This is a genomic window from Pseudomonas citrullilanati, assembly GCF_030580855.1.
In the GTDB taxonomy this organism is placed as follows: domain Bacteria; phylum Pseudomonadota; class Gammaproteobacteria; order Pseudomonadales; family Pseudomonadaceae; genus Aquipseudomonas; species Aquipseudomonas citrulli.
The window spans coordinates 232,647-246,783 of the sequence record NZ_JAUQOP010000003.1 but is presented as its reverse complement, the minus strand read 5'-3'; the positions used below and the strand labels follow the sequence as shown (position 1 = coordinate 246,783).

Sequence of the window (14,137 nt, the reverse complement as noted above, 5' to 3'; positions counted from 1 at the left end):
CCTCGCCACAACAGACTCATTGGCCACGGCAATCGCGCCCCATCGCCCCAACCACCGGCGCCTTGACCCGTTCAACCTTGCGGTACGTCAGCAACACGATGCCGGTGACCACGATCGCGCCGCCCAGCACCTGGCCCGGGTTGAGCATCTGGTCCAGCACCAGCCAGCCGATCAGCAGCGTGGCCAGCGGTTCGATGTTCATCACCGGGGCGTTGCGTGGCATGTCCAGGCGCGGCACGCAGATGAACAGCACAATGAACCCGGTGCCATAGAGCACCACCAGCGTGGCCAGGGCCAGCCAGCCGGTGCTGCTGGCCGGCAGGTCGAAGCCGCCGGGCAGGGCGCCGGTCAGGCCGGCCAGGTTGACGCTGCTGAAGACGATGAAAATCGTCAGCAGGCTGCGCACCGAGCCGCGCACCTGGGACAACTTGTGGTCGGTAATCCACAACGCGCAGGCGAACACGCAGGCGGCGCAAAAGGCCAGGCCTACCCCGACCAGCCATTGCGGGCCGACGCGCTGTTCAGAGGCCAGTCGTGCCGGCACCTCCAGCACGAACACCAGGCCCACCAGGATCATCCCCATCAGCGCGGCGGTGCGCGCGGTCGGTCGCGGGCCGCCCAATGCCCAGGTGAGCAGTGCCAGCAGGATCGGAAAGACGTTGCCGACCAGCAGCGCCAACGCCACCGGCACCCGCGCCACGGCGGAATACAGGCACAGGCTCTGGGCGCCGATCAACAACCCCAGCGTCAGTTGCCAGCGCCAGGCCCCGGGCGGCAGGCGCAGGCTCTGGCGTTGCCACAGGACCATGGCGGCCAGCACCAGCAACGTGCCGCCGGAGCGCAGCAGGATCGCCAGCAAGACCCCGGCGCCGTCATCGAACGCTGCCCGGGCGGCGACATGGTTGCCGGCGAAGGCGCAGCCCATGCACAACAGGACGAGCACCGCGAGGTGGCGGGGGAAGGGGGTGGGAGCGGCAGTGGCGAGGGTCATGGCAGTCTCGAAGGGCGGCCATCCGGGCAAGCGTTTCGGATCAGCCGTTATTGTTATTGGTTATCGTACAACATGTGTTTTTACCCTATGGCAGATATTGAGGCAAGCTTGGGGTTCGTACACATAAATGAACGCCAAGCCAGAGGATGCATGAGTTGTTCAACGACATCCTGGCATAGATATTCTTGTACGATGTCTTATCACAGAGTAAAACTGTCCTCCCATCCAATAACAATAACGGAGAGACGCACGATGGAAGTTTCGCAATCTTCAACCGCCGCCGATCAGGGGCGTCGGGTCTTCCTGAAGAAATCCCTGGTGGTTTCGGCGGCAGCCGCCACCCTGGGCAACCTGCCGGGCCTCGTCCAGGCCGAACCGCTGAGCCAGCGTTACCCGGACCCACTGATCAATATCCTCGACCCCAGCTTCATGGATTTGCGCATCTTCAATGCCAGCGTGGAAAAGCTCGCCACAGGTCTGCGCTGGGCGGAAGGGCCGGTGTGGATCGGCGACGGCCGTTACCTGCTGGTCAGTGACATCCCCAACAACCGCATCGTGCGCTGGGATGAAATCACCGGCGACCTCTCGGTGTATCGCGAGCAGTCCAACTTTTCCAACGGCATGTGCCGGGATCGCCAGGGACGGTTGCTGGTGTGCGAAGGCTCTACTACATCGAGCGAAGGCCGGCGTGTGACCCGGACCGAACACAACGGCACGATCACCGTGCTGGCGGACAGTTTCGAAGGCAAGCCGCTCAATTCGCCCAACGACATTGTCTGCAAGAAGGACGGCTCGATCTGGTTCACCGACCCGCCGTTCCAGACCGGCAACAACTATGAAGGGCACAAGGTCACCCCGGCCCAGCCTCACGCGGTGTACCGCATCGACGGCGAGACCGGCGCCCTCAGCCGGGTAATCGACGACCTGGCCGGGCCGAACGGGCTGTGTTTCTCCCCGGACGAGAAAACCCTCTACGTGGTCGAAGGCCGGGCCAAGCCCAACCGTCTGATCTGGGCGATCACCGTCAAGGACGACGGCACCCTGGGCGAGCGGCGCAAGCACATCGAAGGCCTGGACTACGCCGCCATCGACGGCATCAAGTGCGACGAGAGCGGCAACCTCTGGTGCGGCTGGGGCGGCAACGGCGACCCCAAGGCCGACCTGGAAAAACTCGACGGCGTGCGGGTGTTCAACCCCCAGGGCAAGGCCATCGGGCACATCTCCCTGCCGGAGCGCTGCCCCAACGTCTGCTTTGGCGGGCGGGAAGGCAACCGGTTGTTCATGGCCGGCAGCCATTCGCTGTATTCGCTGTTCGTCAACACGCGGGGGGCGACGTTTGCCTGATTGACCGGCTTGCCGTCGGACCGGTCTGGACGCCGGTCACTTGTGGCTGACGTCCAGCTTGGTGTAGGTCACCTTGCCGCCTTCGCTGGCGTACCCGACGTTGTCCAGGGTGTAGACGCCGGCCTTGAAATAGAAGTCGTAGCCGTACCAGGACGGGTCCAGCTTGACCTGCTTGCCGACGCTGTTGATCAGCACCGTGAGCTTGCCTTGCTTGTCCATTTGCAGGGCATAGGTGAAGGCCTTGTTCAGCGCCATGTTCGGCACGCTGAAGAGCACCGGGCTCTTCACGTCCTTGGGCTTGACCCGATATTCCACATCGAGGTTTCCGCTGCCCTTGGCGTAGCGGTACACCAGCTTCAACAGCGGGGCAGGGGCGTCCTTGGCGTGGATCTGCGCCACCACGACACGTCCTTCCGACGGCACCTGGTTCACCGATAACGTGCCGTTCAGGGTGTTGATGCCGCTGTTGTAGCGCCAGTTGCGCAGCTTGCCGTCCTTGGCGGTTTCCCGCAGTTCCGAGCGCGGGAAGTCGCTCTTGCCGGTGTGGGAGCCGGTGACCGGTGCCCAGAAAACAATGCGCTCGCCATTGCGGTTGAAATACGGGCTTTGCAGGGTCGGCATGGCCTTGGTGGCCACGGTCAACGCCGGCGTTTGCACAGGCAGGGTGATGTTCCAGACAGTCAGGTCAATCATGGTCACGCGCTCCAACGGGGCTGGCCGTCGTTCATCGATGCTCGGCCGGCTTGGCGACAATGGCCTTGCCTGGCAGGTTGCTTGATGTATCGACGGCGAGCTGTTTCGCTGCAGCGACAACTGACGAGTGGCTCTGCGCGGCGCCTTGCGGTCGGACACGCGAATGATGTCAATCTGATGTTGATCGGTTAGAGTACGCGCCGCCCGAGAGATGGATCCCGGGCGTTTATCCATGGAGTATTCAATGAACCACCTCAGCAAGATCGCTGCCTGCGCACTGCTCGGCCTGGCCCTGGCGGGCTGCACCGGCACCCCGATGAAGACCCAGCAATACGACAGCAGCCAGTACACCGTGGTCGGCCACAGTGAAGCCAAGGCCACAGGCCTGCTGCTGTTCGGCTTTATCCCGATCCAGCAGAACACCCGTTTCGTGCGCGCCCAGAACGCGGCGATCAAGGCCAAGGGCGGCGACGCCATGATCAACACCCAAGTCCAGGAAAACTGGTTCTGGGCCTGGGTCCTGACCGGCTACACCACCTCGGTGTCCGGTGACGTGGTCAAGCTGAAGAACGCTCAGTAAGACGCCAGCAGGTGGCAAGGGAGCGCGCTCGCTTGCCACCCGGAACCCTCGCTTCACCCCGGTCCGTCAGTGACCCACCACCATCCGGCTGAACGGCGCCACATACGCCTGCAACGTCACCAGCCCGCCCACCAGGATCGCCAGCACGACCGAGTGGAAGAACACATAGCGCAGGATTTCCCCTTCATGGCCGTACCAGCGGGTCGCGGTGGAGGCGACCACGATCGATTGCGCATCGACCATCTTGCCCATCACCCCGCCGGAACTGTTCGCCGCCGCCATCAGCACCGGGCTGATTCCCAACTGTTCCGCGGTGACGCGTTGCAAGCCACCGAACAGCACGTTGGATGCCGTGTCCGAACCGGTCAGCGCCACGCCGAGCCAGCCCAGCAGGGTGCCGAACATCGGATAGAAAATGCCCGTCGCGGCGAAGGCCAGGCCCATGGTGGCGTCCAGGCCCGAATAGCGCGTGAGGAACCCCAGGGCCAGCATCGCCACGATGGTGATCAGCGAGTAACGCACCACCCACAGCGTTCGCAGGTACTGGCGCGCCAGTTGCGGGATCGAGTAGCCCATCTGCAGGCCGCCGAGTATGGCCGCCAGGAAGATGCCGCTGCCGGTGGCGGTGAACCAGTTGAACTTGTAGATCGCTTCCTCGGTTTTCGGTTGTGGCACCACCGGCGGGACTTTCTCGATCTGCTGGTGCAGGGTGCTGAACGTCACCAGTGGCGAGAACAGCGGATTGGCCTCGCGCATCGGCTTGCCTTGGGGGTCCAGCTTCACCGATTGGGTTTGTGGGTCGAGCGCCGGCCGGGTGTCGAACAGGTTCTTGAAGCCCTGGGTGCCCCAGGCGAAGACGAACACGGTGAGGATGATCCACGGCATCCAGGCCCGCAGCACGGCCGGGCGCGCATCGCTGGCGAACGCACCGCCGACGACCGGCCTGGCTTCCTCGCCGGCCTCGATCTTCGAATCATCGACCCGTCCCGACAGCGCGGCGGACGTGTGCACAGTGGCCGGTTTCCAGACCTTGAGGAAGGCGGTGAGGCAGGCCATGGAAATCAGCGCGGCGATCACGTCCACCAGCATCGGCCCATGGTAGTTGGAAACCAGGAACTGCGGGATGGCGAAGCTGACGCCGGCCACCAGGATCGCCGGCCAGATTTCCAGCATCTTGCGCCACCCGGCGAATGCCCAGATCAGCCAGAACGGGACGATCACCGAGAAGAACGGCAACTGCCGGCCGACCATCATCGACAGCTCCATTTCATCCAGGCCGGTGACCTTGGCCAGGGTGATGATGGGCGTGCCCAGGGCGCCGAACGCCACCGGCGCGGTGTTGGCGATCAACGCCAGGCCCGAGGCGGCCAGGGGGGAAAAGCCCAGCCCGATCAGGATCGCCCCGGTCACCGCCACCGGCGTGCCGAAGCCGGCCGCGCCCTCGAAGAACGCGCCGAAGCAGAAGGCGATCAGCAGCAATTGCAGGCGTCGATCGTCGGTGATGCGGGCGAGGGAATCCTGCAGGACCTTGAACGAACCGTTCTCGGTGGTCAGGCGATGCAGGAAAATGATGTTGAGCACAATCCAGCCGATGGGCAGCAGGCCGTTGGCCGCGCCGTACAACGCCGCCGACCCGGCCATCCCGGCGGGCATGCCGAAGGCGAAGATCGCGATCAGCAAGGCCGACGCCAGGGCCAGCAGCGCCGCCAGGTGCGCCTTGATATGAAAGAACGCCAGGGACGCCAGCATCACCACCACCGGGACCGCCGCCAGGAGCGTCGACAGCACGGCATTACCGAAGGGATCGTAGACTTGTTGCCAGACCATGTTCCACCTCTGCTTTTTATTATTGGAAGTGCAGGCCCCGTGGGGGTTGGCAGAACAGTATAGAAGGGGATTGGGCGGCGGGACGCCCTCAGCCTTGCTCCTCGCGAAGTGCAAGGCTCAAGCCATCGCAGCTTTGCGACCAGGCACTCAACCAGGGTGCCAGCGCCGGCGATTGCTCGGCCAGCCCCAGCTCGCGGATGAATTCCCCGGGGGCGACCGTGCCCCGGGCCGAGCGGAACAGGCCTCGCATGATCACCACGCCGACCACGCGTCCCTGGCTGATGAAACGGTGTTCCATGAAGGTCCACTTTTCATCCCAGCCGAGCATCCGCGAGTGCACCTCGAACGCTTCGAACAACTTGAGTTCGCGGCGGAACTTGCCCCACACATCGCCCACGATCGGCACCGCGCGGTGGCGCAGGGCGACTTTATAGGCGCCGCTGCGCAGCACGTAATCCATGCGGCCGACGTCCGCCAGGGTGAAGTAGCGCCCGTTGGTGACGTGGCGATTGAGATCCAGGTCCAACGGCCACACGCGCATCCGCACCACGGTGGTACCCAGGGCGGGCGTGGGCTTGCGCCAGGGACGACGCAACAGCATCAACAACAGTCGGAACCAGAGATTCATCAGCACGCCACCCGCTTGGAAATCGACGCACTCTAGCTTCACCCCCAGGGTCCGGCTAGGTGCGCAAATGACTGTTTTTCGGGAAAGCGTACATTTGAGCCATGTTGCTCCCGGACGTCGGGGGACCGTCACGGGAGCGGGCGTTGGTGGCTCAGGCCTTGGCCGCCAGCGCCGTCACTTCCACGCGCATGCCTTCCACCGCCAGCGCCGCCACGCCGACGGCCGCGCGAACCGGCCAGGGCTTGGCGAAGAAGCGTTTGTAGACCTCGTTGAAGGCGCCGCGGTCGGCCATGTCAGTGAGGTAGATGGTCAGGTGCAGGACTCGGTCCATGGAACTGCCGGCCCGTTCCAGGGCGCTCTTGAGTGCTTGCAAGGTGCACTCGCTTTGCAGGGTGATGTCGCCCAGCTCCAGGCTGCCATCGGCGCGGGTCGGGATCTGGGTGGAGACCAGCAGGCCGCCGAAGCCGGCCACGTCGGAGGAGATGGAATCGGCGTCGGGATCGGGGGTGAAGGTGATGTCTGGGTTCGCCATGGAAATCTCGTGCTCGAAAAGGAAAAGGGCGTGGCCAGTCTACCGTCCCTCGTCGAGCCTTTCCTGATTTCCTTGGCCTGATTTCCTTGGCCGGGCGCTGTCAGTTGTGGCCCTGCGCCCGTCGTGGGATGGCCGGGACAGGGTCGAGTGGCGGGTTGACCAGCGCCGCGCTCGCCGCGACCTGCTGTGCCTGTTCCCAATCCAGGTCGGCGCGCAGCCACTGCAGGGCTTCCTCGCCCGTGAAGGCCAGCAGGCGCTGTTGCTGGCTGGCGATGTCGCCGTAGGTCACCAGGGTCAGGCCGTCGCAGCCGTTGGGTGTTTCGCTCGCCTGGGCCAGGGCCGCGAGGAAGATCGGCGAGGCCTGGTTGGACGCGGTGTAGTTCAGGCGCTGGGCGGCGGGCGCCAGGGCGGTGTCGGCGGATTCGTACCAGCCGTTCACCGCCACCAGCGCACGGCCCTCGCGCTTGATTCGATCGAAGACCTTGGAGCGCATCACCAGGTGCAGGGGCAGGTGGGTCAGCGGCGGCATGGTGCCGACCGACCAGATGGGCGACCAGCCCCAGCGCACCTTGATGCACTCCAATCGGCCGCCCCGGCAGCGAATGGCGCTGAGCTGCATGTTCGGCTTGATCAGGTTCTGCTGGTCGTGCGGCCTGGGCTGGGCCGTCACCGACAATCCCACCGGGGTCGCGGCGGCAGTCAAGCCTGCGCCGTGGGTGTCGCGCTGGGCGAAAAACGCCAGGGATTGCTTCGAGGAAACCTCTTGGACAAGGCATTCGTACATGGTGTCGCTCCGGCAGTGAACCCCAGGGAAACTCAATGGGCCCGCCGTTCAAGCCGTGATGCCTGGTCGCTCGCAGCGGTGTCATGTAGCTACGAGCCGCAGCGAGGCGCTTGGTTCGAAAATCCTCGACGCGGGGAGACGAACGGAGGGCGGCGGTGCCATCGTCTTCGCGAGCGGGCTCGCAGGTTCATTGCCGGGCCTGGATGAAATCCACGAAGGCCCGCAGCGGCGAGGGCAGGTAGCGGCGACCGGGGTAGTAGAGGAAGGGGCCGGTGAAGCGCTGCCACCAGGGCTCGAGCACCGGTTCGAGGGCGCCGCTGTCGAGGTAGGGGCGCAACCAGTCTTCGAACAGGTAGACCATGCCCAGCCCATCCAGCGCGGCCTGGACCGCCAGGTCCACCGCGCCGCCGATCCGCACCACCAATGGCCCCGTTGGGTCGACGCTCACGGTTTCGCCATCGCGCTCGTATTCCCACGGCGGCATGGCGCCGCTGGCGAACTTGCCGCGCAGGCAAGCGTGCTGGAGCAGATCCCGCGGGTGGTCGGGGCGGCCCCTGGCGTCGAGGTACGCCGGCGATGCCGCCGTGGCGAAACGTTGGAAGCACGGGCCGATGGGAATCGCGATCATGTCCTGCTCCAGGCGCTCGTCGTAGCGAATGCCGGCGTCGCAGCCAGCGGCGAGCACGTCCACGAAGCTCTCTTCGGCAATCACCTCCAGGCGGATGTCGGGGTAGCTTTTCAGGAACGGTGTGACGATCGACGGCAACACCAGCCGCGCGGCGCTGACCGGTACGTTCAGGCGCAGCGTGCCCGAAGGGCGGTCGCGAAATTCGTTGACCACGTCCATCGCCGACTCGACCTCGCCCAGGGCCGGCACGATACGCTCCATCAGCCGCGCGCCGGCCTCGGTCGGCACCACGCTGCGGGTGGTGCGATTGAGCAGGCGCACGCCCATGCGGCTCTCCATCCGGCGTACCGCATCGCTGAGACTGGAGGCGGACTTGCCGCTCAACCTGGCGCCTTCCCGAAAGCCCCCCGCATCGACCACTGCCACAAAGGCCAACAGGTCCTGGATATTCGCCGCCATTGTTCTCTCCGTCGTACAACCTGTGCCGATTGCACCGGATTATCAGCGCAATGGTCAATGCCTATAGTGACCTCACTTCCATTGAACCCTAGGGGCACGCGATGAACATTGCAGGCAAGGCAGGCACTTTTCCACTGGGCGAACGCACGGTCAACCGCATGGGCTACGGCGCGATGCAACTGGCGGGGCCCCAGGTATTCGGGCCGCCCAAGGACCCGGCGGCGGCCGTTGCGGTACTGCGTGAAGCGGTGGCGTGCGGGGTCAACCATATCGACACCGCCGACTTCTACGGCCCGCACGTCACCAACCGGTTGATCCGCGAGGCGCTGCACCCCTACGCCGATGACTTGACCCTCGTGACCAAGGTCGGCGCGGTGCGCGGTGCCGACGGTTCCTGGAACCCGGCCCAAAGCCCTGCCGACCTGGTCCGGGCAGTGCACGACAACCTGCGCAACCTGGGGCTGGACGTGCTGGATGTGGTCAACCTGCGGGTGTGGGGCAATATGCATTCGCCGTCGGAAGGTTCCATCAAGGAGGCGTTCACTGCGCTGGCCGAATTGCAGCACCAGGGCCTCATCCGGCACCTGGGGGTGAGCAACGTCACCGCCTCCCAGGTCAAGCAGGCACAAGGCATCGCCAGGATCGTCTGCGTGCAGAACCACTTCAACCTGACCCATCGTGTCGACGCGTCACTCATCGCCGACCTCGGCCGGGAAGGCATCGCCTACGTGCCGTTCTTCCCGTTGGGCGGCTTCACGCCCTTGCAATCGAAGACCCTGGCCGACGTCGCGGCACGTCTTGGGGCGTCGCCACTGTGCGTGGCACTGGCGTGGCTGCTGCAACGGGCGCCGAATATCCTGCTGATCCCGGGTACCTCATCCCTGGCCCACCTGCGGGAAAACCTCAGCGCCGGCGAGCGGGTGATCGCACCGTCGATGCTCGCCGAGCTGGACGCACTGGCCGGGGAGGGCTGAGGGGGAACCGGCTCAGTCCGCCTCCGACCGATGCTGTTCGGTCCAGCCGGGGGTTGGCCGGGCGCGGTCTTCGTTGAACATTTCTTCGAGCAGCGCGTTGGCCCGCCGGTAGGCGTTGTGGCGGAAATCGAGGTCGTCCTCCGGATGGGCGACGATTTCGTCGAGCATCTGCAGGTTCAGGCGGCGGAACTGATCCGCGCGTTCCCGCGCTTCGTAGCTGCCCACGCCCATCTGCACCAGGGCGCTCCGGCCCAGGGACAGCGCACTTTCGAAGGTCTCCCGCTCGGCGGCTTCCACGCCGAGTTTGCGCAGGGCAATGATGTGCCCCATGTCCCGGGCACGGGCGAGCAGTTTCAGGCCGGGAAAATGTTCCCGCGCCAGGCGGGCCAGTTTCAGGTTGTCTTCCTGGTCGTCGATCGCGTTGATCATCACCACCGCCTGGCCTGCGCCGGCGGCTTCCAGCAGGTCGAGACGGGTCGCATCGCCGTAGAACACTTTCACGCCGAATTTGCGCAGGGTCTCGATGTTGTCCGGGTCGTGATCCAGGACCACCACCTCGACGCCGCAGGACATCAGCAGGCGGCCGGCGATCTGCCCGAACCGGCCGAACCCGGCGATGATCACCCGGGGTGTCTGCGGGGTGACGAGGTCGGATTCCCGGCGGTTCTGCTGGCTGGCCGACTCCACGCGGGCCAGCAACAGGATGAGCAGCGGCGTCAGGCACATGGACAGGGCCACGGCCAGCGTCAGGCTTTTGCCCCATTGCTCGGTCAGGATCCCGGCGGTCGCCGCGGCGCCGAACACCACGAAGGCGAACTCGCTGCCCTGGCCCAGCAGCACCGCCTGCCAGGAACGCTGGCCGGCGGGTACGTTGAGCAAGCGGCCGATGCAGCGGATCACCAGCAGCTTGATCAGGATAAAGCCCAGGGTCAGGGTCAGCACCTTCAGCGGCGCATCGATCAGGGTACCGAAATCGATCGACATGCCCACGCCGATAAAGAACAGACCCAGCAGCAAGCCCTTGAACGGTTCGATGTCGCTTTCCAGGGCGTGCCGGTATTCCGAACTGGCCAGCAGCACCCCGGCGAGGAACGCGCCCATGGCCATCGACAGGCCGGCTTCCTCCAACAGGAAGCCGAAGCCGAACACCAGGAAGAGGGCCACGGCACTGAAAATCTCCCGCAGGCCGGATTTCGCCACGAAGCGCAGCAGCGGGCGCGAGACGTAGCGGCCGAGCACCACGACGATGCCGACCGCCGCGACGATCTTGCCGATCGACACGGCCAGGTCGGCGCCCGAAGGGGTGCCGCCGTGGGCTGCCAGCAACGGGATCATGGCCACCAGGGGGATGGCGGCGATGTCCTGGAACAGCAACACGGCAAAACTGCTGCGCCCGACGGCGGTCGCGGTCAGGTTGCGCTCACTCATGGCCTGCATGGCAATGGCCGTGGAGGACAGGCTCAAGGTCAGGCCCACCAGCAGCGCCGCCGTCCAGTTCAGGCCAAGCACCGCGCAGAACGAGGCAATGGCCGCGCCACAGGCGAACATCTGCAGCGCGCCGCCGCCAAACACCATCTTGCGCAGCGCCCACAGGCGCTTGGGGTCGAGTTCCAGGCCGATGATGAACAGCATCAGCACCACGCCGATTTCGGCGAACTCCAGGATCGCCTCGACGTCGGTGACGAGCTTCAATCCCCATGGGCCGATGGCGCAGCCGGCGAGCAGGTAGCCCAGTACCGGGCCCAGTCCCAAGCGGACGGCGATCGGTACGATCAACGCCGCCGAGCCCAGGTAGATGAGCAGTTCAATCAGGCTGTGAGTGGGCATTTCAGTCTTCCTTCCAGGCGGCCAGGCGGGCGCAATAATGCTCGATCTGGGCGTGCTGGGCCTCGCAGGCACCGGCGTACGCCCCATGCACCACGACCGGTTCGAGCCACTGCATGTCGCAGTACAGGGCTGTGGCGTGGAGGGGCTGGGCCAGCGCCGAGAACCCCGGGTAGTCGCCCATCTGGAAATGATCGTGGGCGCCCCCGGTGGTAACGGCCCATAGCAACGGCTTGCCCTTGAGGGCCACGGCGCCCTTGCCGTAGGCCCAGCCCTGGGTGAACACTTTGTCGATCCACAGCTTCAGCAGCGGCGGGGCGCTGTACCAGTACATGGGGTGTTGCAGCACCACCAGTTGCGCTTGCTCGACCGCTCGCTGTTCTGCCTCGACGTCGATGTCGAAGGTCGGGTACAGCTCGTACAGGGAACGGATGACCACGTCGGGATGACGGGCGGCCCGCTTGAGCATTTCCTGGTTGACCCGTGATTTATCGGGGTAGGGATGGGCATAAATGATAAGAATCATCGGGTGAACTCCATGACGTTCAATTGGCTCCGTCGATCCTTGGTGATGCGCGTGAGCGAGGGGGAAACGACTGCGCCCGGACATTGCCTCGGGCAAGAAAATGCGCCTTCCCGGACAGGGCCGGGCGTGCGGGCCGGACATCCTAACGAGGAAGGCGCCGATTGTTTAGCGCATTGTTCGCTACAGGCGAATTTCGGTCGTTGTCGGGCCATCAGTGCAAGGGCAGCACGACCTTGGCTTCGAGCCCGCCGCCGCGACGATTGCGCAGGCTCAGCGTGCCGCCGTGTTCCAGCACCGTGGCCCGTGCCGCCGAGAGGCCCAGCCCGACACCGCCGGTGTTCTTGTTGCGCGAGCCTTCGAGACGGAAGAACGGCGCGAAGACCCGCTCATGGTAGCGGGGCGCGATGCCCGGGCCTCGGTCGAGGATGCGAATCTCGACGTGGTCGGTCCACGCCTTCAGTTGCACCGCCGATTCGCCGCCATACTTGATCGCGTTGTCGATCAGGTTGACCAGGGCGCGCTTGATCCCGATGGGCCGGCCGACGTAGACCAGGCGCTGGGCGCCCTCGAAGGCCACTTCGCTGCCGGCGTCCTTGAAATCATCGACGACAGTGTGCAGCAGCTCGGCCAGGTCGAAGGCGGTGGGGTGTTCCAGGCGGGCGTCGTCGCGGAAGAATTCCAGGGCCGAGTTGACCATCGCCTGCATCTCGTCCACGTCCCTGAACAGCCGGGATTGCTGCTCGGCGTCGTCGATGAATTCCCCGCGCAGGCGCATGCGGGTCAACGGTGCCCGCAGGTCGTGGGAGATGGCGGCGAGCATCTGGGTGCGGTCCTCGATGAAATGCCGGAGCTGGGCCTGCATCCCATTGAAGGCGAGGATCGCCTGGCGGATCTCGTAGGGGCCGATGACGGGAAGGGGCGGGGCCTGGTGGTCCACGCCGAAGCGCCTGGCCCCTTCGGCGAAGCGCTCCAGCGGGGCGGCCAGGTGCCGGGTGGCGACCAACGCGACGATGAACGTCGACAGCAGCATGAGGGCGAGGGTGATCAGGTTGCGCGCCCATTCCTCCAGGCCCCAGTTACGCGCCGGCATGGAAAACATCACCCAGGAATGATCGCTCAGCTCGATCAGCGCGGCGTAGCGTCTGCCGGGCTCCTCGGCGGGCCAGTCGCTCGGCTCGTAGCCTTCTATCCGGGCATCCGGCCTGCCCAGTTGCTGGCGCAGCCGCGCCGCGCCGTCGCTGTATTCCGGGTCGTCGTCGACCACCGGCACCCGCGCTTCGTCATGGTGCCGCAACCATTGGGTACTGAATCCTTCGTCGCTGGCGGCCCGGGCAAGGGTGGGCCGCTGTTCGGGCGGTGCCGAGTCGATGATGCGGGTGATGGCGGAGATCTTTTCAAACAGGCCGGTCTCCATCAGGGGCGGGCGGGCCCAGGCGCCGGCCAACTGGCCGAATAGCGCGTTCAGGGCCAGCAACGTCAGCATCGCACCCAGGGTCGTCAGGGCGATCCAGCGCGCCAATGTATCCCGTGGACGCTTGGCGCCCGGGCGTAGCGGTTTCATCGTTTCATCACCTGGGGGGTGAACAGGTAGCCGCCGTTGCGTACGGTACGGATCATCGCCGCGCCAGTGTCGTCGGTTTCCAGCTTGCGGCGCAGGCGGCTGACTTGCACGTCGATGCTGCGGTCGAACGCGTCGTAGGTTTCGCCCCGGGCCATGTCCAGCAACTGCTGGCGGCTGAGTACCCGGCGGGGATGCTCGACGAAGACCAGCAACAGTTCGAACTCGCCGGTGGACAGCGGGACCATGACGTTGTCCGGTGAGCGCAACTCGCGGCGGGTGACGTCCAGTTGCCAGCCGTCGAAGGCCAGCACCCATCGGGACGTGTCGCTCGCCGGGTTCCTGGCTTCGCCAGTGCGCCTGAGGACGGCGCGTACCCGGGCCAGGAGTTCGCGCGCGTCGAACGGCTTGGTCAGGTAGTCATCCGCCCCCAGCTCCAGGCCGACGACACGGTCGCTCAACTCGCCCATGGCGGTGAGCATGATGATGCCCACGGTGTGCTCGGCCCGCAGCCGCTGGCACAGCACCAGGCCGCTGTCGCCGGGGAGCATGACGTCGAGGATGATGAGGTCGGGCAACCGGCGTTCCACCGCTTGCCAGAGGGCGCTGCCGTCGGCGGCCACGTCGACGCTGTAGCCATGTTGTTCGAGGAATTTGCGCAAGAGGGCGAGGACTTCGAGGTCGTCGTCCACCAGTAGTAAATGGCTCACGGCGGGCACGCTGGGCAAGGAATACAGGCGCCGATACTAGGGGCATTCCGGGGCCCGCGTCATATATTTCAATCCGGAA

Annotated in this window: 14 protein-coding genes; 3 read left to right on the top strand and 11 right to left on the bottom strand. The window is 65.4% G+C overall.

All coding sequences use genetic code 11. From position 1 onward, the window contains the following. Nucleotides 1-16: 16 nt before the first annotated feature. Nucleotides 17-991: an EamA family transporter gene (locus Q6A48_RS04150; RefSeq protein WP_304552217.1), complete on the bottom strand. Its 975-nt coding sequence runs from the start codon at nt 989-991 to the stop codon at nt 17-19. A gap of 252 nt (nt 992-1,243) precedes the next feature. Between Q6A48_RS04150 and Q6A48_RS04145 the strand changes: the two genes are divergently transcribed. After that, the gene (locus Q6A48_RS04145) at nt 1,244-2,335 is read left to right on the top strand and encodes an SMP-30/gluconolactonase/LRE family protein (RefSeq protein ID WP_304552215.1); all 1,092 of its coding nucleotides are present in this window, start codon (nt 1,244-1,246) and stop codon (nt 2,333-2,335) included. A gap of 36 nt (nt 2,336-2,371) precedes the next feature. Here the strand turns inward: Q6A48_RS04145 and Q6A48_RS04140 are convergent, their stop codons facing one another. After that, nucleotides 2,372-3,028: a polysaccharide lyase family 7 protein gene (locus tag Q6A48_RS04140; protein WP_304552214.1), complete on the bottom strand. Its 657-nt coding sequence runs from the start codon at nt 3,026-3,028 to the stop codon at nt 2,372-2,374. A 244-nt stretch (nt 3,029-3,272) separates the two neighbouring features. Here Q6A48_RS04140 and Q6A48_RS04135 point away from each other — a divergent pair, with 244 nt between their 5' ends. Next, entirely contained in the window at nt 3,273-3,608 is a 336-nt protein-coding gene (locus Q6A48_RS04135) for a hypothetical protein (protein ID WP_304552212.1), read from the top strand. Nucleotides 3,609-3,674: 66 nt separating this feature from the next. Here the strand turns inward: Q6A48_RS04135 and Q6A48_RS04130 are convergent, their stop codons facing one another. The 5 genes from Q6A48_RS04130 to Q6A48_RS04110 form a co-directional block, all read right to left on the bottom strand. After that, nucleotides 3,675-5,435 carry an L-lactate permease gene (locus tag Q6A48_RS04130; RefSeq protein WP_304552211.1) on the bottom strand — a complete coding sequence of 587 codons (1,761 nt, stop codon included), beginning with the start codon at nt 5,433-5,435 and terminating at the stop codon, nt 3,675-3,677. Between the two features lie 88 nt (nt 5,436-5,523). Next, nucleotides 5,524-6,063 carry a thioesterase family protein gene (locus Q6A48_RS04125; RefSeq protein ID WP_304552210.1) on the bottom strand — a complete coding sequence of 180 codons (540 nt, stop codon included), beginning with the start codon at nt 6,061-6,063 and terminating at the stop codon, nt 5,524-5,526. Nucleotides 6,064-6,214: 151 nt separating this feature from the next. After that, nucleotides 6,215-6,595 carry a RidA family protein gene (locus tag Q6A48_RS04120; RefSeq protein WP_304552208.1) on the bottom strand — a complete coding sequence of 127 codons (381 nt, stop codon included), beginning with the start codon at nt 6,593-6,595 and terminating at the stop codon, nt 6,215-6,217. Nucleotides 6,596-6,695: 100 nt separating this feature from the next. Then, nucleotides 6,696-7,379, bottom strand: a complete 684-nt coding sequence (locus Q6A48_RS04115; protein WP_304552206.1) for an SOS response-associated peptidase family protein — start codon at nt 7,377-7,379, stop codon at nt 6,696-6,698. A gap of 187 nt (nt 7,380-7,566) precedes the next feature. Further along, nucleotides 7,567-8,466: a LysR family transcriptional regulator gene (locus Q6A48_RS04110; protein WP_304552204.1), complete on the bottom strand. Its 900-nt coding sequence runs from the start codon at nt 8,464-8,466 to the stop codon at nt 7,567-7,569. Nucleotides 8,467-8,567: 101 nt separating this feature from the next. Between Q6A48_RS04110 and Q6A48_RS04105 the strand changes: the two genes are divergently transcribed. Continuing rightward, nucleotides 8,568-9,440 (top strand): aldo/keto reductase family oxidoreductase, encoded by an 873-nt coding sequence (locus tag Q6A48_RS04105; RefSeq protein ID WP_304552202.1) that lies wholly within the window; start codon nt 8,568-8,570, stop codon nt 9,438-9,440. A gap of 12 nt (nt 9,441-9,452) precedes the next feature. Here Q6A48_RS04105 and kefC read toward each other — a convergent pair whose 3' ends face one another. The 4 genes from kefC to Q6A48_RS04085 all read right to left on the bottom strand — a co-directional run bounded on the left by kefC (nt 9,453) and on the right by Q6A48_RS04085 (nt 14,058). Further along, complete coding sequence (gene kefC, locus Q6A48_RS04100; protein ID WP_304552200.1) at nt 9,453-11,267, bottom strand: glutathione-regulated potassium-efflux system protein KefC; 1,815 nt, start codon at nt 11,265-11,267, stop codon at nt 9,453-9,455. 1 nt (nt 11,268) lies between these two features. Beyond that, the gene (gene kefF / locus Q6A48_RS04095; protein ID WP_304552198.1) at nt 11,269-11,790 is read right to left on the bottom strand and encodes a glutathione-regulated potassium-efflux system oxidoreductase KefF; all 522 of its coding nucleotides are present in this window, start codon (nt 11,788-11,790) and stop codon (nt 11,269-11,271) included. Between the two features lie 211 nt (nt 11,791-12,001). Beyond that, nucleotides 12,002-13,351, bottom strand: coding sequence for a sensor histidine kinase (locus Q6A48_RS04090; RefSeq protein WP_304552197.1), 1,350 nt, complete (start codon nt 13,349-13,351; stop codon nt 12,002-12,004). Beyond that, nucleotides 13,348-14,058, bottom strand: coding sequence for a response regulator (locus Q6A48_RS04085; RefSeq protein ID WP_304552196.1), 711 nt, complete (start codon nt 14,056-14,058; stop codon nt 13,348-13,350). The genes Q6A48_RS04090 and Q6A48_RS04085 overlap by 4 nt, the downstream gene beginning before the upstream one ends. Nucleotides 14,059-14,137 lie beyond the last annotated feature (79 nt).

Coding starts and splice junctions, on each gene's coding strand:
- Q6A48_RS04115 (WP_304552206.1), bottom strand. CDS start 7,379: ATGTACGAATGCCTTGTCCAAGAGGTTTCCTCGAAGCAATCCCTGGCG.
- Q6A48_RS04125 (WP_304552210.1), bottom strand. CDS start 6,063: ATGAATCTCTGGTTCCGACTGTTGTTGATGCTGTTGCGTCGTCCCTGG.
- Q6A48_RS04140 (WP_304552214.1), bottom strand. CDS start 3,028: ATGATTGACCTGACTGTCTGGAACATCACCCTGCCTGTGCAAACGCCG.
- Q6A48_RS04120 (WP_304552208.1), bottom strand. CDS start 6,595: ATGGCGAACCCAGACATCACCTTCACCCCCGATCCCGACGCCGATTCC.
- kefC (WP_304552200.1), bottom strand. CDS start 11,267: ATGCCCACTCACAGCCTGATTGAACTGCTCATCTACCTGGGCTCGGCG.
- Q6A48_RS04145 (WP_304552215.1), top strand. CDS start 1,244: ATGGAAGTTTCGCAATCTTCAACCGCCGCCGATCAGGGGCGTCGGGTC.
- Q6A48_RS04150 (WP_304552217.1), bottom strand. CDS start 991: ATGACCCTCGCCACTGCCGCTCCCACCCCCTTCCCCCGCCACCTCGCG.
- Q6A48_RS04135 (WP_304552212.1), top strand. CDS start 3,273: ATGAACCACCTCAGCAAGATCGCTGCCTGCGCACTGCTCGGCCTGGCC.
- Q6A48_RS04110 (WP_304552204.1), bottom strand. CDS start 8,466: ATGGCGGCGAATATCCAGGACCTGTTGGCCTTTGTGGCAGTGGTCGAT.
- Q6A48_RS04130 (WP_304552211.1), bottom strand. CDS start 5,435: ATGGTCTGGCAACAAGTCTACGATCCCTTCGGTAATGCCGTGCTGTCG.
- Q6A48_RS04105 (WP_304552202.1), top strand. CDS start 8,568: ATGAACATTGCAGGCAAGGCAGGCACTTTTCCACTGGGCGAACGCACG.
- kefF (WP_304552198.1), bottom strand. CDS start 11,790: ATGATTCTTATCATTTATGCCCATCCCTACCCCGATAAATCACGGGTC.
- Q6A48_RS04090 (WP_304552197.1), bottom strand. CDS start 13,351: ATGAAACCGCTACGCCCGGGCGCCAAGCGTCCACGGGATACATTGGCG.